This window comes from Collinsella sp. AM10-26 (genome assembly GCF_003472525.1).
GTDB lineage: Bacteria > Actinomycetota > Coriobacteriia > Coriobacteriales > Coriobacteriaceae > Collinsella.
In genome coordinates this window covers 64,360-84,964 of sequence record NZ_QRMC01000004.1, presented here as the reverse complement: position 1 = coordinate 84,964, position 20,605 = coordinate 64,360, and the positions used below count along the sequence as shown (strand labels likewise).

Genomic DNA, 20,605 nt, shown 5'->3' with positions numbered 1-20,605 from the left:
TCCCGGCCGATATGGTCGAGAGCCTTAGGTGCATCAGCTGGTGCTGAACGGAGCTATGTTGAGCTGGATTTAGCAGACGCCCTGAGCGAGCATGGCGTCGGCGACCTTCAGGAAGCCGGCGATGTTGGCGCCCATGACAAAGTTGCCCTCCTGGCCATACTCCTTGGCGGTGTCGTCCACGTTGTGGAACATGCCGCGCATGAGCTGCTCGAGCTTACCGTCGACCTCCTCGAAGGTCCAGGACAGGTGCTCGGCGTTCTGGCTCATCTCCAGGCCGGACACGAGCACGCCACCGGCGTTGGCAGCCTTACCAGGCATAAAGGCGACGCCGTTCTCCTGGAAGTAGGTTGTGGCCTCGATGGTCGTGGGCATGTTTGCGCCCTCGCCGACTACCTTGCAGCCGTTGGCGACGAGCGCCTGGGCGTCCTCGAGCAGCAGCGTGTTCTCGCGAGCACAGGGCAGCGCGATGTCGCAGGGCAGCTGCCACACGCCGCGGCCGTCGCCCTCGTGCCACACGGCGTTGGGCTTCTCGTCAACATACATGGCGAGCGTGACGCCCTTATCGTGACCGGAACGCTTCTGGTTGTAGACGTGCTCGAGCACGGAGTAGTCGATGCCGTCGGGATCCTCGACCCAGCCGTGAGTATCGGAGCAGGCCAGCACCTTGCCGCCGAGCTGGGAAACCTTCTGGACGGCGTAGATAGCGACGTTGCCGGAGCCGTGAACGACGACGTTCTTGCCCTCGAAGGAGTCGCCGCGGCTCTTGAGGTACTCGTCCACAAAGTAGACCAGGCCGTAGCCGGTGGCCTCGGTACGGGCGAGCGAGCCGCCAAAGGAGAGGCCCTTGCCGGTGAGGACGCCGGTCCACTCGTTGGTCAGGCGCTTGTACTGACCGAACATGTAGGCAACCTCGCGGCCGCCAACGCCCAGGTCGCCGGCGGGGACGTCGGTGTTGGGGCCGATGTGGCGATAGAGCTCGGTCATGAAGGACTGGCAGAAGTGCATGATCTCGTTGTTGGACTTGCCCTTGGGGTCAAAGTCGGAGCCGCCCTTGCCGCCGCCCATGGGAAGGGTGGTCAGGCTGTTCTTGAGGATCTGCTCCAGACCCAGGAACTTGAGCATGCCCAGGGTGACCGTCGGGTTAAAGCGCAGGCCGCCCTTGTAGGGTCCAATGGCAGAGTTGAACTCGACGCGGTAACCGCGGTTGACCTGAACCTTACCCTGGTCGTCGACCCAGGGAACACGGAACATGACGATGCGCTCGGGCTCGACGAGGCGCTCCAGCAGGGCGGCCTCCTCGTACTCGGGGTGGGCGTCGAGCGCCGGCTGGATGGTGCCGAGGATCTCGGTCGCGGCCTGGATGAACTCAGGCTGCTCGGGATAGCGGGCCTTGAGCTCTTCGAGAACTTTCTGCGTGTAGCTCATGCTTCCTCCAATGATGGGAAACGAAAAGTGTCGGTCGCGGCACCCTATGCGCCGCGAGCTTTATCGTGTATGGATAATATCGCACTGTTGCGGCAAAGTTACGAATAAGACCGCGGGCGGATGTTTCATTTTGATTACGATGCAGGTAGATGGGTTTTTGACCGTCTGACGTGCAAATCGCGTGTTTCAAAGCTGTTTCTCGCACGTTTCGAAACCACCACAAAGGGGACAGGCACCTTTGTGGTGGTTTTGGCGCGATGCGTTGGCGGGAACGTATGTGAATCGAACACATCCAAGACGTTTTGCACGCCTCGCAACGGTTTTGAGGACCGCGGGGCCCACCGGGGCACATCCGTTCCCAAGCGTGGCGGTATTGTTACCAAACCGAATATGCCGCAATCGAAAAGAGCGATGCGGAGGCCGCTAGCGCAGCAATCTCAGACCGCCGGCCTCCTTGTCGAGCACTGTAAAGCGCACGGCATCCAGATGCTCCAAGATGCTGACGGTTCGCTTGCGAGACACGCCCAGAGCTTCACGCAGCACACTCGTGGTGGCGGCACCGCCAGCAGCCTCGATAGCCGTCGCAACAACCTCACGCGCATGGGCCTCGGCGGCGGCGGACAAGGCAACGTCGCGCTCGACTTTAACGATCGAGTGGTTGAGCGAAAGCTCGCGCAGTGCACGCGTCATGGTGTCGCGATCGAGCTGCAACTGCTCGCCCACCTCGGGAAGCGTCGGCGCATTAAGACCCGCCTCGTCCAACAGGGCAACGATACGCTGGCCAGCCTCGCGCACCATGCGTATCGCCGCAGCAGCGGAATGCGGGTCGAACACCTCGGCGCCGTCGACGGCGCACACGCCGCGCGCGCTCCCCCGCCGACAGAGCCCGCGCGCGGCGACGGTGCGAAAGCAGGACGCGTCCGCCACCAAGCAGCGAAACTGGCGAATACGACAGAATGACGGCCTGATCGCCGACGCGCAACGGCAGCGGCCGTTCCAGGCGCACCTGCACCACACGCGTCTCGCCGACCGCAATAGGCGGCTCGTCGTCCAAAAGCATAATGCGGCCGAGCACCTCGGCCGTGCCCGCCATGACGTGCATGCGCGTACCCGAAGCAAGAACGCCGGATCGCACGCCATCGCGCCCCACATATGTCAGTTGCATCAAAAAGCGCAGCGTCTGGCCCACGCGACCCTCGACGCCGAGCATCTCGCCGCGCTTGAGGCCCGCCACGCCATCGTCCACCAGGTTCAGGGCGACGCGCTTGCCGGGAACCGCGCACTGGGTATCCCCGTGAACCTGCCCCCGCGCACGCGACAGCGCGTTTGCGACGGCAGCGCAACGAGCTCATCGCCAACCGAAACGGGACCGTCGTGCAGCGTACCCGTCACGACGGTTCCGGTGCCGCGGATGCTAAAGCAACGGTCGATGGGAAGACGGGGCGCGGCGCCCGAGCCCGCGGCTGCCTCCAGGTGCTCCGACCAGCACGAGCAAACCGCGTTATCGAGCGCCGTAAGCAGCTCTTCCAGGCCCTCGCCCGTCTTGGAGGACACCGGCACTATCGACGTCCCCGCAAACACGGTCCCGTCCAGAAACGCCTCGACATCGAGCTCCGCCAGCGTGGCAATCTCGTCGTCGGCCAAATCGCGCATCGTGAGCGCGACGACCATGCGCGTCACACCCAACAGCTCCAGAACCCGAACGTGCTCGCGGGTCTGCGGCATCACGCCCTCAACGGCCGAAACCACCAGCAACGCTACGTCCACGCCGGTGGCGCCCTGCACCATGGCGCGCAGATAGTGCGCATGCCCGGGCACGTCGACCAGGCCGACAATCTTGCCACCGGGAAGCTCGAGCTCGCCAAAACCGAGCTCTGTAGTCATGCCTCGGCGCCGTTCGACCTCCAGACGATCGGGATTTTTGCCCGTCAGTGCCTCAATAAGAGCCGACTTTCCGTGGTCGACGTGTCCTGCTGTTCCAACGACAACGGGACACTCGACAAGCTCGCGCGCCGTCATCGGCGCAAACCTGCCCGCACGGCATCCACCAACGCAGACGCACACAGGTCAAGGTCGGTGTCGTGCAAAAGCGTGCGAACGTCAAACAGCACCTGGTCGTGCCGCACGCGTGTCACGACCGGCGTATCGGGCTCCTGAACCAAGGCGCGCTTTAGGCCATCGGCGGATAGGCGCCCATCGACAGGGCAGACGGCAACGCAAAATGTTGGGGGCTCGACAGTCGGCAGCGATCCGCCGCCGGGAGTAGAGGCGCCCTCGACAACCTGCAGCTCCACGGCCTCTTCGCACTGAGACTCGCGAAGCTTGCGCAGCAGACGCGCGGCGTGCTCTTTGCGGCCCCCACGGGCACAGGTCGCGACGTCATACTCAAGCGTGCTGTAGCCGCGGGCGACATCGGTCACCGCCTGCACCGCTGCGGGAGCAAGCGGAGCGCGGCCCAGATTGGTGTGAATCACAACACCCGTCGCGTTGACGGCAGGGCGCAGGGTCGGCAGCGACAGTCGGTGGCACCGCTGCTCGATGGCCAAGGCGAGCTCGCGCTTATTCCTAGCGGGGGTGCCAGAGCGGATCGCCTCGCGCTCGGCATCGAGCTCGGCATCAATTGCCTCGCGCACAATCATGTCGCCCGCATCGCCGGCAGCCTTCATGACCGGCCACTCGGCCAGCAGCTCGTGAGCGGCGGGAATGGAGCGCAGGCGGTCGCGCACCTCGGCAGGCGTGGATTCGCGGTCGCTCATGGAAAGCCTTTCGACATGTTCAATAAAAAGCGGGTCCCCTTTGGTCGTCATCGGCCAAAATGTGACGAGACGTATGCATAAGGGACAGGTCCATTATGGCAGCTCGCGACAAGACGGCGAAGCGCCTCGTCCAAAACCTGCCAAAATAAACCTGTCCCTTTTTGGTCGGTTATGGGTTGGGTCCTTTAGGCCTCTTTATTGGTGTAAATAAACCAGTAGCCCAGCGCCACGATCAGGGCGCCGCCCACGATATTGCCCAGCGTGGCGACCGAAAGGTTGAGCGCCAGCCCGGCGGCGTTGAGGGCATCGGTGCCGGCGACATCGGCTCCATAGCCGCAGGAATGCATCAAAATGCCCATGGGCAAAAAGTACATGTTGGCAACGCAGTGCTCAAAACCGCAGGCCACAAAGGCAGCGATAGGCAGCAAAATGCCCACGACCTTATCGACCACGGTCTTGCCAGCAGTGCCGATCCATACGGCCAGGCAGACAAAGATGTTGCACAGAATGCCGCGGAAGAAGATGGTAACGGCGTCGATCGTAACCTTACCGGCGGCGACGCTCACCATGGTGTTGGCGACGGCCTCGCCGTTGAGCTTATAAATAGCTGCCATGTAAATCAAAAAGACAACGAACAGGGCGCCGGCAAAGTTGCCGATCCACACAATAGCCCAAGCCCTAAGCATCTGGACGAGCGTGATCTTTTTGCTCTTAAGCGCGCAGACCATAAGCGAGTTACCGGTAAACAGCTCCGCGCCGCAAATGAGCACGAGCACCAGTCCCAGGCAAAAAGCAAGACCGCCCACGAAGCGCTGGGCGCCCCAGCCAAGCGTGGGATCGCTCAGAAAGACCGTGAAGAACAGGCCGCCGAAGGCGATAAACGCGCCGGCGAACATGGCGAGCAAAAAGGCCTTCGAGACCGGCAGGCTGACCTTGGCAACACCGGCAGCCTCGGTCTTGGCCTCGATCGCGGCGGGCGCCAGGCAGTCGGGAGTGGGATATTCTGCCTTACTTTGTGCCATGGCAATCACTACTTTCGTACGATGTGGGACAAACGCTCCTGGTTCATTTGCCCCGCGAGGTCGGACGGTATAAAAATAAACGCGAGCCAAATTAGCATATTGGCCTGCGATTATATAGCTTGGAGCGGGCGACGGGAAGTCCAAGGATTTGCTTCGCAAATCCTTGTTTCGCTGCGGGCCTTCGGCCCTTGCGTGCTGCGCTGGAAAATGCTCACGCATTTTCTCAGCTCCGCACCCTGACGGGTTCGATTCCCATCGCCCGGCGCGTAAACGAAAACAGCTCTGATTCCCAAAGGAAACCAAAGCCGTTAAGACAATTCTTATGGAGCGGGCGACGGGAATCGAACCCGCGTCATCAGCTTGGAAGGCTGGGGTTCTACCATTGAACTACGCCCGCAAGATATGGTCGGGACGACAGGATTTGAACCTGCGACATCCTGCTCCCAAAGCAGGCGCGCTACCAAACTGCGCCACGTCCCGAAGGTGTTGAGCAGCTAAGGTCTAAACCTTGCGTGTCCCAAAGCGAAGGAAATTATAGGGGAGACTCCCCGCCTGTGCAAGCATTGATGCCTTAGCTCCTCGAATGTGCAACAAAACGACTATGGAGCAGGCCAATCACAAACGCCACCACGGCAACCGGCGCCCACGCGGCACCGATATCCGCCAGCGGCAGCACATCAAACGGCAGCCACGCGCCCGCAAAGAACGCATCGCGGACCGAGGTGATCACACTCTGCACGGCAACCACGCCGCCGACCCAGACCCACACCTGCGGATGCGCATCGCAAAAACCGTGCACCAGACCCATAAGCACCAGCACGATGGCGACGGGGTACAGGGCGTTGAGCATGGGCACCGAGAACATGAGGATCACGTCGAGACCCACGTTGGAGAGCACGCACGAAAACGCCGCGAAAACAAAGGCGAGAACCGCAAAGGGACGGCGCATGGCCTCCTCGGAAGCCTCCGCTCCCCCTTCGACCAAATACGTCTCGCAAAAATAACGCGAACAGCAGCTGATGAGCCCGATGCACACGTTCATGCAAGCGAGGAAGAAGATCGCAAAGACCACGACCGTGCCGACAAGGCCAAAATGCATGGAGGCAGAGCGAGCGAGGATGGCGGCGCCATTGGTGGCATCGGGCATCACGGTGCTGAGTTGCGTGCCGGCAAGTGCTAGGCCGCAGTAGATGATGGCCATGAGCACACCGGCGATCACGCCGGAGCGCGAAATCTCGAAGGCAACGCGCTTGTCATCGGTAACGCCCAGCTCGTGGATAGTCTCGGCGATGATGATGCCAAAGGCGAGCGAGGCGAGCAGGTCCATGGTCTGGTAGCCGGTCAAAAAGCCCTGCACGGCAGCGCCGGCATTATAGGGAGCCTGCGGCGCGGCAGCGGGACCCAGCGGCGAGACCACGGCGGCACCCACGACCAACACGATAAGGGCGATGAGCGCGGGGCCCGTAATACGGCCGAGCACGCGCGTGATGACGCCGGGACGCAGCGTGAGCGCAAATGCGACGATAAAGAATCCGACGGCGAACACCAGGCGAGCCGTGGCGAGCGAGACGCCCTCGGGCAGCAGCGGCACCAGCATCTCGAAGGCTGTTGAGCTCGTGCGCGGAATGGCCAAGCACGGGCCGATGGCCAGATACACCGCCGCGACAAAGAATTCGCCAAACTTGGGGTGCACGCGGCCGGCAAGCTCGCGCGCCGTTCCGGCAAGTGCCACGGCGATAAAGCCCATGACGGGCAGGCCGATGGCGGCGATGAGAAAGCCGAGCATGGCGACCGGCGTGGCAGAACCTGCCTGCAGCGCCAGCAGCGGCGGAATAATGAGGTTGCCGGCGCCAAAGAGCATCGAGAACAGGGCAATGCCGACAGTGAGGACATGGTCGGAGCGCAGGCCGCGGGGAGCGGATGAGGCCATGGGACCACCTTTCGAGTCGAGACAAAAACGGGACGGGCAAAAGACCCGTCCCGCAAGTATATATGCTTTAGCAGACTAAATCGTGCAAAGCTTCAATCTAGCCACCCCTTTTGAGCCGTTACGCGTCCGAGCGACGACGACGCAGCAGCTCGAGCGCTATTACGATAAGCGCAACGGCGCCCGCAGCCACGGCGACTGCCAATGGCGCGTGATCGCCCGTATCGGCGAGCTGCTGAGCGCTCGTCTTGGACGAAGCCTTCTGTCCGGGGTTTTCCGCACCATCGCCCCTTGTCTTATCGGCTGCGGAGTCAGCCGAACTACCTGGTTTTGCCGGATCCCCAGAATCCGACTGGTCGGAATCGGGCGTCCCGGGCTTATCCGGGTCCGGGTTGCCGGGCTCCGGCTTCTTCTTCACCGTCAGCGTACCAGGCTCAGCCGTGACATCAAAGTTCGGGTCGGTGACCGTCGCCTCGATCTGGTACTCGCCCGCCGGGGAACTCTCGTCGGTGACGCAGGAGTACTCGACCTTCACGCCCGAGGTATCGACCGCCCTCTCAAGGCTCGAGGTGAACGCGGGGTTCGTCTCTCCCTCGAAGCGCTCGGTGTCGTCAACCTTCACCGTTACTAGATTATGCTTTCGCGCGAATAATGTATATGATAAATATCTCTCGCCTGATAATTTTCTTTTACCAATAACCACGAGACGGCCCGCACTGTCGCTGCATAAAAAGGCGGAGCAGCCCGTAAGGTTACTCCGCCGCAGGTGAGCACGACATTGGCGTGGCACTCATCGGCGGCTTCCACAATGGCATCACCGATTTCGCTGACGTCGTCGCGCACAACCACATGTGAGGCGACCCTCCATCCCTGCGCCTCGATAAGCTCCTCGAGTGCGGCACCTGCCTCGTCCTGGGCAAGGTCGCGCGTATCCGAGCACGTCACGATCGAAATCTTCAACTCCATAGCATTCCTCCTACAGCACGGTACCCTCGGGCAGATTGACGCGGACAACATCCACGACATCTCCCGCCTTGAGCTCACACGGCCCTTCGTCAATACGCAGCAGGCAGTTGGCCCGCTGCATCGTGCCGAGTAGCGCCGAATTCTGCGTCTTGGCCTCGGTCACCAGCAGCTCACCGGTCTCGGGGTCGCGCAAAACCGTGGTGCGATCGAAGAAGCGTCGGTCCTGGCGCTTCTTCACGCCGTGCGTCAATATCGCCTGCTGCACGGGACGCGTACCCTCGGCAAAGCCGCGCATCTTGCGGATCGCGGGGCGGGCGAGCATCTCAAAGCCCACATACGCCGCCGCGGGATTGCCCGAAAGCCCCAAAACCGGCTTGCCCCCAAGCAGGCCAAACGTGATGGCCTTGCCGGGACGCATCGAGATGCGATCTTACATGCCACGGCGCGCAACGGCGGCGCCGATTCTTTATGTTTGGTTCAGTATAATCCCCCGCTGCCCGCTCAAGACATGGCCCGCAACGGCAAATACACCTGTCGGCTACGCGCCTCTCGTAACAGATCCGAAACCTGCCAATCGCCTTGAGACTGAGGGCGCCGTCCTATAATGCATGCATCACAACAAATAAGAGGACGTTATGGCTTTTATCGATAAACGTGAAAATACACTCGACCCGTCTGATGACGCCCGTCAGGACAAAGACGGCAGAACCTTCTCTCCGGCCGACTTGATCATCAGCGGTCGCAACCAGCTCACCCGCTCTGAGCAGCTCTTGGCCGCCGACACGCGCCGCAATGCCCGTAACATGCTCGCGAGTGCCAAGCTGCTCGCGCTCGTCGTTGTCGTTTCGCTCGCCATGGGCGTTGCCGCCTGGGCGTTTTTGGCCTCGCTGGATATCGCGACCGATTATCGAGAGCACCATGCGTGGGTCTACGCCCTGCTCCCCGTCGTGGGCGTGGCCACCGCGTGGGTCTACAAGAACCACGGTCTTGCCGCCAAGCGTGGCAACAACCTGGTCATCGACTCCGCTCTGGGCACACGCCTCATCCATATGCGCATGGCCGTCCTCACCTTCGTCTGCTCCACGCTCACGCACCTAACGGGCGGATCGGCCGGTCGCGAGGGAGCCGCAGTGCAGATTGGCGGCACCATCGCCAGCAACATCTCGAGCCTCGCCCACCTCAAAAAGCATGACCACCATGACCTCATGCTCGCCGGCATCTCATCGGCCTTTGGCGCCGTATTCGGTTCGCCCCTTGCCGGAGCTTTCTTTGGCATGGAGATGTGCTTTATCGGCAAGATCGACTACACCGCGGGCATCTACTGCCTGGTCGCCTCGTTTACCGGCTACTTTACGTCACTCGCTATGGGCACCCAGTACGAGAGCAACGTCATCGCCAGCGTTCCCGACATGACGCCCAGAACGGTTGCCATCGTCGTTATCGGAGGCATTATCTTTGGCCTGACGGCACGTCTCTTTGCCTGGTCGGTTCGAACCGTCAAAAGCCTGTACGGTCGCTTTATCACCAACTACCTTGCTCGCGCACTCGTGGGCGCGCTCGTGGTGCTCGCGGCCTACGCGATACTCGACGCCTGGGACTACGCCGGCCTTTCCACGTGGCTTTCCGGCGCCGGATTTGCAGGCAACACCACCCTGGCGGACGCAGTCATCAAGTTGGTCGTCACAGCGCTTACCCTGGGCGCGGGCTTCCAAGGCGGCGAGGTCACGCCCCTGTTTGGCATCGGTGCGGCGCTCGGCGGATGGATTGGCTGCCTCGCCGGACTCGACCCGAGCTTTATGGCGGCCCTCGGCATGCTCGGCGTCTTCTGCGCCGGCCTCAACGTGCCCATCACCACCTGCATGATGGCTATCGACCTGTTCCATGGAACGGCCGCGGGCTTCTTTGTCATCGTCTCGTTTATTAGCTATCTCGTTGGCGGACACCGCGGCGTATATCCCGCCCAGCGCATTGTGTCCCCTAAGTGCCGCTCGCTTATCGTGGACGAGGGTCACACGGTGGCAGAGGCTATCGAGCGCCACAACGACCTGATAGAGTAGACGTTAGTATTCGCCGTGCAGCCACAATCGGGGGCAATTCGACCTGAGCGCGACCGCACCGTCATGCCACACGCCGGGAGTCGCCCCATGCACGCAACTGATTTTGGTCGCACGCTCATCATCGCCAACCCCGCTGCCCAGTCGGGCGCGGCGCGCGAGGTTGCCGAGCGCCTGCAACGCTTTTTGGACATGACGGCGCGCGCGTCCCAGTTTGACTTGGTGCTGACAGAGCGCATGGGGCATGCCAAGGAACTTGCCGCACAGGCCCAGGGCTATCGCACGGTTATCGCACTCGGCGGCGACGGCGTGATCCACGAGGTTGTCAATGGGCTCATGGCGCAGGAAGAGGCCATCCGTCCCGCCCTTGCCGTCCTGCCCGTGGGCTCCGGCAACGATTTTGCCCAGACGCTCGGAATCGACGATTTCTCCGGTAAGGATTTTGGCGCGCTGCTCACCTCTGAGCTGCAACGTCAGGACATCGGGCGTATTCGCTCATGGAACCCCGCAAGCGGAAGCGGCGAGGCTTCGGTGGAGTACTACGGCCAGACGCTCTCGGTCGGCATCGATGCCGCTATTGGCCTGGGCACCACCGAGTTGCGCAAAAAGACCGGCTTGACGGGTACTCCGCTCTACACCCTCTCGGGACTTGAGCAGTTTGGTCTGCGCTATCGCAACTACCCCATGACGGTCAGCTTTGACGGCGCGCCCGCCGAGCGCGTGCGGGCGATCATCATGGCGATTCAGCTGGGCCCCACCTACGGCTCGGGCTATCGCATCTGTCCCGATGCCGACCCCTGCGACGGCATACTCGACGTCTGCTACGCCTGCGGCCCCGTCCCCCGCGCGATTGCCCTACCCATGTTTCTTTCGGCCAAGGACGGCCACCACACCAAGCTGCCGCCGGTTCGTATGCGCCGTTGCTGCCATGCCGAGCTCACCTTCGAGCAGCCCGATTACCCCATCCAAGCCGATGGCGAGCCCGTTGTCGCCTCGCGCATCGAGGTCGACGTCCTCGGCGGCGCCCTCCAAGTTTGGCACCCCACCCGCTAGCAAGACCAGTGGAACAAGCGACTACTCGTCCCTGCCCGGCTTGCGTCGGTTGGCCTTTTTAATGGCATTGAAGTGCTTATCGTTGAGCCTGCGCTGGCGAGAGCGCTGGGGCACCTTGGTCTTTACGCGTCGGCGCGGTGGACGCCCGCGACGCTCAAGCTCGGCGCGCAGCTTGCGCAGGCAGCTCGCGCGATTTTGGAACTGACTACGGCTTTCGCGCGCCGTCACGGTAATCCCTGTGGGCACATGCTTCATGCGCACCGCCGAGTCCGTCGTGTTGACGCCTTGTCCGCCCGGACCCGTCGCGCGAAACACCTGCACCTCGCAATCGCGCGCCAACTCCTCAGCCGACATCGCGGCATAGCCCGCATACTCGCGCCATCCCATCTTGTTCTCATCCATATCAACACCTCCCCTCATACAAAAAAAATGTGACAAAGGGACAGTCCCTTTGTCACATCGCATACCAATCGCTTGTGTTGCACGCTTAGGCGAAGGTGATCTCGCCGTTCTCGCAGTCCATATCGGCGATACGGGCCAGGCTCTCAACGCGGAAGCCACGCTCGCGGAGCTTATCGCCACCGCCCTGGAAGCCCTTCTCCACCGCAATGCCAATTCCGGACACCTCGGCACCCGCAGCCTCGCAGATCTTGATAAGACCCTCAAGCGCGCAGCCGTTGGCCAAGAAGTCGTCGATGATCAGGACCTTGTCGCCCTCGGACAGGAAACGCTTACCAACGATGACCGGGTACTCCTTTTGCTTGGTAAAGGAGTAGATGGTCGTGGCATACTGCTCGCCGTCGAGGTTGATGGACTGTGCCTTCTTGGCAAAGACCACCGGCACACCGCCAAAATGCTGAGCCGCGATGCAGGCCATGCCAATGCCCGAAGTCTCAATCGTCAGGATCTTGTTGATCTCGACGCCCTCGAACAGACGGGCCCACTCGGCGCCCATGTGGTCAAACAGCTCAACGTCGCACTGGTGGTTGAGGAAGGCATCAACCTTAAGGACGTTACCGGCCTTTACGATGCCGTCATGGCGAATACGATCCTCAAGCTCCTGCATGAGGCAACCCCTTCTCGCGGCAAGGATGCCGCGCGATTAATAAACGTTGTTCGGTAGTCTACCACGGACCGACCCCCGCCCGCCCCACAAGCCGCATCGCACCATAAAGCCGCAAGACCAGCTGATTTGGGACGGGGCTCTTTTAGCTACTTTCAATGGGCCGATAGCCGCCTTCGCAAGCTAATGGCGGGCGCGCATCCTCACCAAACGCACCATGGCGAGCGCAAAGCCCGCTGCCGCCACAGCCATGAGCACGTAGAATACCGAGCGAAAACCAAACAGGAACACATCCGGACGACCTGCAACAATACTGGTCACGGCCTCGCCCATCGCCACGCTCATCTGCCCATACAGGATATGCGATGCCGCTGTAATGCCCACTGCCATACCCGCATAGCGCGCCAGGCTACCCAGGCTGCCCGCAAAGCCGAGCGCTTCGCGCGGAGCCGAGCCCATATACAGCGAGTTATTGGGGCTCTGGAAAATCGACGTACCGCACGACATAAACGCAACGCAACACACGATCACAGGGATGGAAGAGTGCTCGTCGAGAGTGCTTACCGCAAAAAGACCGCATACGTACACGCCTAGGCCGACCGCCGTGGGACCCTCGCAGCCAACACGGTCCGAAACCGTACCCGAAAGCGGGCCGATAAAGGCATTCACCATCGGCAGCGCCAAAAAGAGCAATCCGGAAATGTCGGAACCAAAGCCGTGGGCGTCCTGAAAATAGAACGGCAGGATAAACTCTGATGCGCCAATACCAACGAACACGATGAGCATGCAGGCGAGGTTGATGGTGAAGGCCGAATTTGCAAAGCAACGACGAGCGGCCTCGATCAGGGACATGGGGCGCTCGCCAGCCTCCGGCTTAACATGCGGCAGCGTGTAGAGCCCCACGATAAACGAGATGACGCCAATGGGCAGGTTGATGAGGAAGATACTCTCCCAGGGAAAGCTTGTCACCAGCATGCCGCCCAGCACGGGGCCACACATCATGCCGAGGGCCACGAAGGTCGCGAGAATGCCCATGGCGCGGCCGCGCTCGCGCGCCGGAAACGACTCGGTGATGATACCCATGTTATTGGCCATGGCCGCCGCGCAGCCGACGCCCTGCACAATGCGTGCCAGAATAAGAACTTCGAGCGAGGCCGACAGCCCGCACAGCAACGATCCGACCGTAAAGACGATTACACCCAGCTGGAATACGCCCACCTTGCCGCTCACGTCGCCCAAGCGGCCAAACGGCAGCATAGCCACGCATGTCGCAAGCAGGTACACCGAGCTCACCAACTGGATGTGGTCGAGGCCCACGCCCAGCTCCTTTTGCATCACGGGCAACGCCACGGTCACGACGGTCGAATCCAGACACGACATAAACGTCATGATGAGCACGGTAAACAGAATCGCCCATTTGTTCTTGCCATGGGTGTCGCCTTCTAGGGCAATGTGCTCGCGGCACAGCTGCTCTGCAGTTTTCTCCATATCCATCCTTTCGAGTGGCCCAACGCAAAAACGGGGCCCCAATCGTCTGCAAACAGTCGCGATTGGGGTCCCGCCTACGGAATCGGAACGAAAGGTCACCGAAGCTTTCTGCCAGCATCGGCGCCTTGTGCGAACGCTAGCCTAGCACTGCTCAAGCGCCTGCTCAAGGTCGGCAATCAGATCGGCCGTGTCCTCGAGGCCGCACGACAGACGCACCATGTCGGCGGAGATGCCACAGGCGATGAGCTCCTCATCGTTCATCTGGCGATGGGTGGCGTTTGCCGGATGCAAGCAGCAGGTGCGCGCATCGGCCACGTGCGTAGCGATCTGGGCGAGCTTAAGGCTCTTCATAAAGGTCTCGGCCGCCGCACGACCACCGTTAAAGCCAAAGCTCACGACGCCACAAGTACCGTTGGGCATGTACTTCTGAGCCAGGTCATAGTACTTGTCGCCCTCCAGACCCGGATAGCTCACAAAGCGCACCTTGGGATGGCTCTGCAGGAACTTAGCGACCGCTAGGCCGTTCTCGCAATGACGCGGCATGCGCACATGCAGGCTCTCGAGCGAGCTGTTCAAGAAGAACGCCGCCTGCGGGTTCTGCATGGGGCCAAGGTCGCGCATGAGCTGAGCGGTTGCCTTGGTAATGAAGGCACCCTCGCGACCGAACTTCTCGGCATACGTCACGCCGTGGTAACTCTCGTCGGGCGTGGTGAGACCCGGGAACTTGTCCGCATGGGCCATCCAGTCAAACTGGCCGTGGTCGACGATCACGCCGCCCAGGTAGGCAGCATGTCCATCCATGTACTTGGTGGTAGAGTGCGTAACGATGTCAGCGCCCCACTCAAAGGGACGGCACATCACGGGCGTCGGAAAGGTGTTGTCGACCATCAGCGGCACGCCATGGTCATGCGCAGCCTTGGCAAAGCGCTCAATATCGAGCACGGCAAGGGCGGGGTTGGCGATCGTCTCGCCAAAGACGAGCTTGGTGTTGGGCTCAAAAGCAGCCTCGAGCTCCTCGTCGGTGCAGTCGGGAGCGACGAAGGTGCAGCTGACACCCATACGACCCATGGTATGGGCGAGCAGGTTGTAGGTACCGCCGTAGATGGCAGAACTGGCGACCACGTGATCGCCGGCGCCGGCCACGTTAAAGATCGCAAGGAAGTTAGCAGCCATGCCCGAGCTCGCGAGCATCGCAGCAGTACCGCCCTCCATCTCGCAAATCTTGGCGGCAACCAGATCGCACGTGGGATTCTGCAGACGGCTGTAGAAGTAGCCCGACTCCTCCAGGTCAAACAGCTTGCCCATGTGCTCGGACGTGTCGTACTTCCACGTGGTTGACTGGTAGATAGGCACCTGACGCGGCTCCGCATCACCCGGGCGATAACCGCCCTGAACGCACGTGGTACCGATAGCCTGCTCGCTCATATCTTGCTCCCTTGCCTGGGTTACGTTTTATTCGGTTCACGATACCGCTACCCCGCACCCCTCTCAACCCATCCCGCCGATAGGTTATGGGACAAATTAATCAGGTTTATTTGTCCCAAATCTTAAGAAAGCGTTCGATGGCGAAAAACAATAAGATATGCGCTGGGGTCTCGATGAGTGAGTGCGCCAGCAAGGGTACCATAGGCGGGTACACCGTGATCAAGGAGACAACGATGAAGCAAATCGATACTGCCCAGCTCGACGCCGCCGCCTGCCAAGCTCAGGCTGCCGAATACCACGCCCGCGGTTTTAACTGCGCACAGGCCGTCGCCTGCACGCTCGCGCCTGCCGTCGGACTCGACCCCCAGGTCGCCTTTACCCTCACCGAGGGCTTTGGCGCCGGCATGGGCGGTATGACCGAAACCTGCGGCGCCATCTCGGGCGCCGTGGCCATCATGGGCTTTGTAATGAGCGACGGCATGGAAAACCCCAAGTCCAAGGGCAAGACCTACAAGCTGTCGCGCGAGATCGCCAAGCGTTTTGGCGAGAAGAACACGACGACCGTCTGCGGCACGCTCAAGGGCATCGGATCGGATAAGGGTCCGCTCCGCAGCTGCCCCGGCTGCATCGACGATGCCGTCGAGATCGCCTGCGATATGCTAAAGCAGCTCGCCGAGTAAACGGCAGCAACAGAAAACGACAGCCGGCACGCTTGGGATCCATCCAAAAGCACGCCGGCCGTCGCCGTTAGAACTCAGCAAATTCGGGAGCGCCGACCTCGATCTCCTCGCGACCGGCCATAAGCTCGCGCATCTTGGCGCAAAACGACTCCTGCTCCCCCGCCTTAAACACCAAATGAATCGTCACGGCATCCGCGTAATCGGTATCCGAAACCTTGGCACCACAATCCTGCGCCAAGCGAAGCACCTGCTCATACTGCGGATAGGCCACACGCACGTCAACAGGCACGACGCTCGTCATCTCGACGATCTGCCCGGACTCCTGAGCCGCCGCCACCGCCGCCTGCGTCGCCGCGGTATAGGCGCGCACCAAGCCACCAGGCCCCAGCAGCGTGCCACCAAAATAGCGCGTTACCACGCAGCAAACATTTTTGAGCCCAGCACCGCGAAGCACCTCGAGCGTCGGCATGCCGCTGGTTCGACTCGGTTCACCGTCGTCGCTCTGACGCTCGCGTCCATCGACCAAAATCCAAGCGGGAACATTGTGTCGAGCATCGTAATGACGCTTGCGGACCATCTCGATAAAGGTATTCGCCTCATCCTCAGACTCAATATGGACCAGCTGGGCAATAAACCGGCTCTTACGGTCCACAAACTCGCCCGAAGCCTCAATATTCGATTGCAGAGTAAAATAGCTGTCCAACAAAGCCCCTCAACAACAAGCAAAGCAACAAACAGCCTCAATAATACGGCAAAGCCCGTACCGTTTACCCCGGTAAATAGAACGGCGACACCGATGACCAGGCAAAAACAGCGAGACGCCAAGGATGACAACGCCGATGAATCCGTCAACGAAAGCGAGAACCCGTCAGCGCGAGCAAGGTGCCTTGAAAGCCGAGACCGCAACAAAAATGGAGCCGCCGATGACCAGGCAAAAACAGCGAGACGGCGTCAGCTGAGTCGATTTGGCCCGAAAGAGGAGGGAGCACGCCTTATGGCGGCGACCGACGAATGAGCGCCAAATCGGCCAGCTGACGCCGTCGCAGCGTCAACAAGATAGCTGAGTGGGCCTATAAGCCGGGTTCTGTCGTGAACGGTCATTTATCTTGTCTGCACGTTACCGTGCAGCTCCACGCACGCTACCCGAACGCGGACCGGGCCGGCCCATAGCGTTCCTATTCGCGCTTGCTCCGGATGGGGCTTGCCAAGCCGCCGTGTTGCCACGACGCTGGTGGTCTCTTACACCACCGTTTCAGCTTTTCCCTTTACGCCTTGCGGCGCAGGTGGGAGTCTTCTTTTCTGCGGCGCTTTCCGTCGGATCACTCCGCCCGGCCGTTAGCCGGCATCCCGCCCTCTGGAGCCCGGACTTTCCTCACGCGTGCTGCAAGCAGCACATCGCGCGACCGTCTGGCCCACTCAGCAGTGCAAGAGTGTAGCACACCGTCAGCATAGGCAGCGGCACAACACAAGCGCTCGACACGATAAACCAAGAACCATGTCATGCAGTACAATAGGAACGCCGATGGGCAACGTCGTCAGTCGAGACGCGACCGCGCTCCGCACCCCTCCGTCTACTCGGTGCGTTCCCGCCTCCTCCCCGAGGCGGGATGTCGGCGTTTTTTCATGCACCGACAACTCAATAGCAGGCGAATAGCCCAAGCAGCGTTACGCGCAGGCACTACCGAACATCTCGGCAGTAAATGCAAAAAGGGACCCGTCCATTACGGACGGATCCCTTAAAACAAGTGATCGTCAAACCGATTTACTCGGCGTCGGTCTCCTCGTCCTTCTTCTCGGAAGGCAGCGGGGTAACCTCGATCTCAACACCCAGAGTCTCAGCAGCGGACTTCATGGACAGGGAGATACGACGACGGTCGAGGTCAATCTCCATGACCTTGACCTGAACCTTGTCGCCCACGTGGGTGACCTGAGAAGGCTGATCGACGTGCTTGTTGGCCATCTCGGAGATATGCACCAGGCCCTCGATGCCCTCGCCCAGGTCGACGAAAGCGCCGAACGGGACAAGCTTGGTCACAGTGCCCTCGACGATAGCGCCGACGGGGTACTTCTTGACCAGTGCGCGCCACGGATCCTCGGTGGTCTGCTTGAGACCCAGGGAGATGCGCTCGCGGTTGAGATCGACGTCGAGAACCTCGACCTCGACCTCCTGGCCGACCTTGACAACCTCGGAAGGATGGTTGACGTGGTTCCAGGAGAGCTCGGAGATGTGGATGAGGCCGTCAATACCGCCGAGGTCGACGAAGGCGCCGAAGTCGACGATGGAGGAAACGGTGCCCTGGAGACGCATGCCAGACTTGAGCTTGGACAGGATCTCGGAGCGCTCGGCCTTACGGGACTCCTCGAGCACGACGCGACGGGAGAGGACGACGTTGTTGCGGTTGCGGTCCATCTCGATAACGCGGGCCTCGATGCGGGTGCCCATGTAGGAGGTGAGGTCCTTGACGCGACGGAGGTCGACGAGGGAAGCGGGCAGGAAGCCACGCAGACCGATGTCGAGGATCAGGCCGCCCTTGACAACCTCGATAACCTCGCCCTCGACGTTCTCGCCGGAGTTGAACTTCTCCTCGATGCGGTTCCAAGCACGCTCGTACTCGGCACGCTTCTTGGACAGGACCAGACGACCGTCCTTGTCCTCCTTCTGGAGAACCAGGGCCTCGATGGGATCACCGAGTGCAACGATGTCTGCAGGGTTAGCGTCCTTGCGGATGGACAGCTCGCGGACCGGGATAACGCCCTCGGACTTGAATCCGATGTCAACGAGCACCTCGTCATGCTCGATCTTAACGACAGTGCCGTTAACGAGATCGCCCTCATCAAAGTCGGTAATCGTACCGTCGATGAGGTTGTTCATCTCCTCCTCGTTGACATCGTCAAGAGAGAAAATGGACGAGTTCTGAATCTCACTCAAAGGTGGACCCCTTTCGAACTACGGGGCCCCGATTGCTAGGACCTACAGAAGGGTGCGACAAGCACACAACGTTTAGGAACACTCGGGAGCCGACAGATACTGATGTGACGCTTATGCAATCACGTTCGTATAGATTACGGGGAAATCGCTTCGATTTCAAGCGTGAACTGCGATTTTTTACTCGTATGGAGACTTTTTCGCAATCTTGTGAACGACTGTCTCCACAAGTTGACGATGAGCAGCTAGGCACACTGCTTTGGGGTAAAGTATCCCAGACATACGATTCTGGAACGATTTTTCGAGAAAGGTGCCCGCGTGCTCAAAGCAGTCGTTTTCGATATGGACGAGACGCTTCTTAGCATCAACCTCAACGCGTTCATCCTTCGCTATTTTAAGGATGTCTCGTCGATGCTCGCGGATATCGGACGTCGCAGCCGCGGGGGCACGATGGCGCGCCTCGGCACCATCCTGGTCGACCTCAACGCCAATCGCCGCAGCAGCACGGACAATCGCACCAATCTTGAGTTTTACCAGACCGAGGTCGAGCGCCGGTGCGGCATTTGCCTCTCGGACCCACTTATCTACGAGGCGTTTACCTACTACGATCACGAAGTTCTGCCGTACAAGAACGATGACATGATCAACGCAAAAGCCATGCCGGGTGCGCACGCCGCGCTTCAAGCCGTACAGGACGCAGGGCTGCGCTGCGCGCTCTTCACCAACCCCAGCTTTCCTCAAAGCGCCATCGAGTGCCGCATGGGCTGGGGCGAGCTGACAGACGCGCCCTTCGAGCTCGTAACGCACATGGGCAACGCCACGCGCTGCAAGCCCGATGCCACATATTATCTAGAGCAGCTGCAGGTCATGGGGCTCGAGCCACATGAGGTCCTCATGGTGGGCAACGACCCCAAGCGCGATTTCCCCAGCCCCGACTGCGGCATTCAAACCGCCTATGTGGGCCAAGGAAAGCCCGGCCGAGCCACCTGGCGTGGAACCATGAAAGACTTCGCCCGCGACTTTAACGCCGTAGCAGAAGCCTTCTACGAGCACCAAATAGCCGACGAACTAAGCTAGTCCCCAAATCAGGAATGGGGCGCACGTTTGCCCCACGCTTCATTACGTGGGCAACGGCTTGAGGGCAAGATGCGATGCCCCAGTGTCCTAGGCCGTGATCATTTTGACGCGTTCGCCGATTTTGGCGTCGCGCTTGTCGGAAATAACAGTAAAGCCCTCCAGGTCGCACACCTTTACATTTGAAAACACGTGGAACTTGGAGCTATCGGCGAGTACGTAACTCGCCTGGGAATTCTGCATCACGATACGTTTTTTGATAGCCTCGGGATAACCTGGCGTCATGATGCCGCGGTCCTCGTCCACCGCGTTGACACCTATAAACGCCCGGTCAAAGTACAGCTCGCGCAGCGCGCTCTCAACCATAGGACCGGTGAGCGAGCAGGTAACGGGGTTGAAGTCGCCGCCAATTACCACCACCTTAGCAGCAAGCTCGCCCGTAAACCGACATGCATAGCCGTTGGTGGTGTAGATAGTCACCGGCTTGTCGACGAGCAGGCTCAGGAGCGCCGTCGCGGTGGTACCGGAGTTGACAGCGAGATGAGATCGTCACGCCCGAAGACCCCGCTTTCGCCGCCGAGGAGCGCGCGGCGCACGTGGCCCATGAGGAGCGGCTCGAGCATATCGAGGGGCTCCTTCCCAAGAAGGGAAACGACCCTGCGGGACGACACGGCGAAAACCATCGTTGATTCCGGCAAGAGACGCCGTTTCTCTGGTAGCTTCATCTTCAACCAAGACCGACAATG

The 20,605-nt window shown here is 60.7% G+C and carries 20 protein-coding genes, 3 tRNA genes, 1 other RNA gene and 1 pseudogene; 4 read left to right on the top strand and 21 right to left on the bottom strand.

Annotated features, from left to right (window positions below; all coding sequences use genetic code 11):
* Nucleotides 1-69: 69 nt before the first annotated feature.
* From gdhA to DW123_RS04540, 13 genes are all read right to left on the bottom strand, one after another.
* Nucleotides 70-1,425, bottom strand: coding sequence for an NADP-specific glutamate dehydrogenase (gene gdhA, locus DW123_RS04590; RefSeq protein WP_117743617.1), 1,356 nt, complete (start codon nucleotides 1,423-1,425; stop codon nucleotides 70-72).
* Nucleotides 1,426-1,688: 263 nt separating this feature from the next.
* Nucleotides 1,689-1,785 (bottom strand) — tRNA-Sec (locus DW123_RS09580).
* Nucleotides 1,786-1,848: 63 nt separating this feature from the next.
* Nucleotides 1,849-2,223, bottom strand: a complete 375-nt coding sequence (locus DW123_RS09575) for a SelB C-terminal domain-containing protein (RefSeq protein ID WP_158570744.1) — start codon at nucleotides 2,221-2,223, stop codon at nucleotides 1,849-1,851.
* Nucleotides 2,168-2,659: a hypothetical protein gene (locus tag DW123_RS09570; RefSeq protein WP_158570743.1), complete on the bottom strand. Its 492-nt coding sequence runs from the start codon at nucleotides 2,657-2,659 to the stop codon at nucleotides 2,168-2,170. The genes DW123_RS09575 and DW123_RS09570 overlap by 56 nt, the downstream gene beginning before the upstream one ends.
* A 17-nt stretch (nucleotides 2,660-2,676) precedes the next feature.
* The gene (locus DW123_RS04580; RefSeq protein WP_118273608.1) at nucleotides 2,677-3,444 is read right to left on the bottom strand and encodes a GTP-binding protein; all 768 of its coding nucleotides are present in this window, start codon (nucleotides 3,442-3,444) and stop codon (nucleotides 2,677-2,679) included.
* Nucleotides 3,441-4,181 carry a hypothetical protein gene (locus DW123_RS09565; protein ID WP_158570742.1) on the bottom strand — a complete coding sequence of 247 codons (741 nt, stop codon included), beginning with the start codon at nucleotides 4,179-4,181 and terminating at the stop codon, nucleotides 3,441-3,443. Before DW123_RS09565 ends, DW123_RS04580 begins: the two co-directional genes overlap by 4 nt.
* 185 nt (nucleotides 4,182-4,366) lie before the next feature.
* Nucleotides 4,367-5,203 carry a formate/nitrite transporter family protein gene (locus DW123_RS04570; RefSeq protein ID WP_118273623.1) on the bottom strand — a complete coding sequence of 279 codons (837 nt, stop codon included), beginning with the start codon at nucleotides 5,201-5,203 and terminating at the stop codon, nucleotides 4,367-4,369.
* A 323-nt stretch (nucleotides 5,204-5,526) separates the two neighbouring features.
* A tRNA-Gly gene (locus DW123_RS04565) sits at nucleotides 5,527-5,600 on the bottom strand.
* A 6-nt stretch (nucleotides 5,601-5,606) separates the two neighbouring features.
* Nucleotides 5,607-5,683: transfer RNA gene (locus tag DW123_RS04560), tRNA-Pro, on the bottom strand.
* Between the two features lie 91 nt (nucleotides 5,684-5,774).
* On the bottom strand, nucleotides 5,775-7,133 hold the full coding sequence (gene brnQ / locus DW123_RS04555) for a branched-chain amino acid transport system II carrier protein (RefSeq protein WP_118273607.1): 1,359 nt from the start codon (nucleotides 7,131-7,133) through the stop codon (nucleotides 5,775-5,777).
* Nucleotides 7,134-7,251: 118 nt separating this feature from the next.
* Nucleotides 7,252-7,752: an MBG domain-containing protein gene (locus tag DW123_RS04550; RefSeq protein ID WP_118273606.1), complete on the bottom strand. Its 501-nt coding sequence runs from the start codon at nucleotides 7,750-7,752 to the stop codon at nucleotides 7,252-7,254.
* 5 nt (nucleotides 7,753-7,757) lie between these two features.
* Complete coding sequence (locus DW123_RS09740; protein WP_233540126.1) at nucleotides 7,758-8,096, bottom strand: molybdenum cofactor biosynthesis protein B; 339 nt, start codon at nucleotides 8,094-8,096, stop codon at nucleotides 7,758-7,760.
* Nucleotides 8,097-8,106: 10 nt separating this feature from the next.
* Complete coding sequence (locus DW123_RS04540; RefSeq protein ID WP_233540125.1) at nucleotides 8,107-8,514, bottom strand: hypothetical protein; 408 nt, start codon at nucleotides 8,512-8,514, stop codon at nucleotides 8,107-8,109.
* Between the two features lie 217 nt (nucleotides 8,515-8,731).
* Between DW123_RS04540 and DW123_RS04535 the strand changes: the two genes are divergently transcribed.
* A complete protein-coding gene (locus DW123_RS04535) occupies nucleotides 8,732-10,153 on the top strand; it encodes a chloride channel protein (RefSeq protein WP_118273605.1) in 1,422 nt (473 codons plus the stop codon).
* Nucleotides 10,154-10,240: 87 nt separating this feature from the next.
* Entirely contained in the window at nucleotides 10,241-11,203 is a 963-nt protein-coding gene (locus tag DW123_RS04530) for a diacylglycerol kinase family protein (protein ID WP_118273604.1), read from the top strand.
* A gap of 21 nt (nucleotides 11,204-11,224) precedes the next feature.
* Here the strand turns inward: DW123_RS04530 and DW123_RS04525 are convergent.
* From DW123_RS04525 to DW123_RS04510, 4 genes and pseudogenes are all read right to left on the bottom strand, one after another.
* A pseudogene (locus tag DW123_RS04525) lies at nucleotides 11,225-11,533 on the bottom strand (peptide chain release factor-like protein); the annotation flags it as partial.
* 157 nt (nucleotides 11,534-11,690) lie between these two features.
* Nucleotides 11,691-12,269, bottom strand: a complete 579-nt coding sequence (locus DW123_RS04520) for a xanthine phosphoribosyltransferase (RefSeq protein WP_117762870.1) — start codon at nucleotides 12,267-12,269, stop codon at nucleotides 11,691-11,693.
* 180 nt (nucleotides 12,270-12,449) lie between these two features.
* Complete coding sequence (locus DW123_RS04515; protein ID WP_118273603.1) at nucleotides 12,450-13,754, bottom strand: MFS transporter; 1,305 nt, start codon at nucleotides 13,752-13,754, stop codon at nucleotides 12,450-12,452.
* Between the two features lie 141 nt (nucleotides 13,755-13,895).
* Nucleotides 13,896-15,179, bottom strand: coding sequence for an O-acetylhomoserine aminocarboxypropyltransferase/cysteine synthase family protein (locus DW123_RS04510; protein ID WP_118273602.1), 1,284 nt, complete (start codon nucleotides 15,177-15,179; stop codon nucleotides 13,896-13,898).
* Nucleotides 15,180-15,412: 233 nt separating this feature from the next.
* Here DW123_RS04510 and DW123_RS04505 point away from each other — a divergent pair, with 233 nt between their 5' ends.
* The gene (locus DW123_RS04505; protein ID WP_117734986.1) at nucleotides 15,413-15,859 is read left to right on the top strand and encodes a C-GCAxxG-C-C family protein; all 447 of its coding nucleotides are present in this window, start codon (nucleotides 15,413-15,415) and stop codon (nucleotides 15,857-15,859) included.
* Between the two features lie 67 nt (nucleotides 15,860-15,926).
* On the opposite strand, the gene DW123_RS04500 is transcribed toward DW123_RS04505, so the two are convergent.
* The 3 genes from DW123_RS04500 to rpsA all read right to left on the bottom strand — a co-directional run bounded on the left by DW123_RS04500 (nucleotide 15,927) and on the right by rpsA (nucleotide 18,788).
* Nucleotides 15,927-16,565 carry a YigZ family protein gene (locus DW123_RS04500; protein WP_199412323.1) on the bottom strand — a complete coding sequence of 213 codons (639 nt, stop codon included), beginning with the start codon at nucleotides 16,563-16,565 and terminating at the stop codon, nucleotides 15,927-15,929.
* Nucleotides 16,566-16,916: 351 nt separating this feature from the next.
* Nucleotides 16,917-17,278, bottom strand: an RNA gene (gene rnpB, locus DW123_RS04495) — RNase P RNA component class A.
* A 343-nt stretch (nucleotides 17,279-17,621) separates the two neighbouring features.
* On the bottom strand, nucleotides 17,622-18,788 hold the full coding sequence (gene rpsA, locus DW123_RS04490) for a 30S ribosomal protein S1 (protein WP_022095232.1): 1,167 nt from the start codon (nucleotides 18,786-18,788) through the stop codon (nucleotides 17,622-17,624).
* Nucleotides 18,789-19,103: 315 nt separating this feature from the next.
* On the opposite strand from rpsA, the gene DW123_RS04485 reads away from it, so the two are divergent.
* Nucleotides 19,104-19,862, top strand: a complete 759-nt coding sequence (locus DW123_RS04485) for an HAD family hydrolase (RefSeq protein WP_118273601.1) — start codon at nucleotides 19,104-19,106, stop codon at nucleotides 19,860-19,862.
* 87 nt (nucleotides 19,863-19,949) lie between these two features.
* Here DW123_RS04485 and DW123_RS04480 read toward each other — a convergent pair whose 3' ends face one another.
* Nucleotides 19,950-20,339 carry a hypothetical protein gene (locus tag DW123_RS04480; RefSeq protein WP_118098410.1) on the bottom strand — a complete coding sequence of 130 codons (390 nt, stop codon included), beginning with the start codon at nucleotides 20,337-20,339 and terminating at the stop codon, nucleotides 19,950-19,952.
* Between the last annotated feature and the right edge of the window lie 266 nt (nucleotides 20,340-20,605).

Excerpts from the sequence above, each read along its gene's own strand:
- gdhA (WP_117743617.1), bottom strand. The coding sequence starts at position 1,425 with ATGAGCTACACGCAGAAAGTTCTCGAAGAGCTCAAGGCCCGCTATCCC.
- DW123_RS09575 (WP_158570744.1), bottom strand. The coding sequence starts at position 2,223 with ATGGTGCGCGAGGCTGGCCAGCGTATCGTTGCCCTGTTGGACGAGGCG.
- DW123_RS04580 (WP_118273608.1), bottom strand. The coding sequence starts at position 3,444 with ATGACGGCGCGCGAGCTTGTCGAGTGTCCCGTTGTCGTTGGAACAGCA.
- DW123_RS09565 (WP_158570742.1), bottom strand. The coding sequence starts at position 4,181 with ATGAGCGACCGCGAATCCACGCCTGCCGAGGTGCGCGACCGCCTGCGC.
- DW123_RS04570 (WP_118273623.1), bottom strand. The coding sequence starts at position 5,203 with ATGGCACAAAGTAAGGCAGAATATCCCACTCCCGACTGCCTGGCGCCC.
- brnQ (WP_118273607.1), bottom strand. The coding sequence starts at position 7,133 with ATGGCCTCATCCGCTCCCCGCGGCCTGCGCTCCGACCATGTCCTCACT.
- DW123_RS09740 (WP_233540126.1), bottom strand. The coding sequence starts at position 8,096 with ATGGAGTTGAAGATTTCGATCGTGACGTGCTCGGATACGCGCGACCTT.
- DW123_RS04540 (WP_233540125.1), bottom strand. The coding sequence starts at position 8,514 with ATGCGTCCCGGCAAGGCCATCACGTTTGGCCTGCTTGGGGGCAAGCCG.
- DW123_RS04535 (WP_118273605.1), top strand. The coding sequence starts at position 8,732 with ATGGCTTTTATCGATAAACGTGAAAATACACTCGACCCGTCTGATGAC.
- DW123_RS04530 (WP_118273604.1), top strand. The coding sequence starts at position 10,241 with ATGCACGCAACTGATTTTGGTCGCACGCTCATCATCGCCAACCCCGCT.
- DW123_RS04520 (WP_117762870.1), bottom strand. The coding sequence starts at position 12,269 with ATGCAGGAGCTTGAGGATCGTATTCGCCATGACGGCATCGTAAAGGCC.
- DW123_RS04515 (WP_118273603.1), bottom strand. The coding sequence starts at position 13,754 with ATGGAGAAAACTGCAGAGCAGCTGTGCCGCGAGCACATTGCCCTAGAA.
- DW123_RS04510 (WP_118273602.1), bottom strand. The coding sequence starts at position 15,179 with ATGAGCGAGCAGGCTATCGGTACCACGTGCGTTCAGGGCGGTTATCGC.
- DW123_RS04505 (WP_117734986.1), top strand. The coding sequence starts at position 15,413 with ATGAAGCAAATCGATACTGCCCAGCTCGACGCCGCCGCCTGCCAAGCT.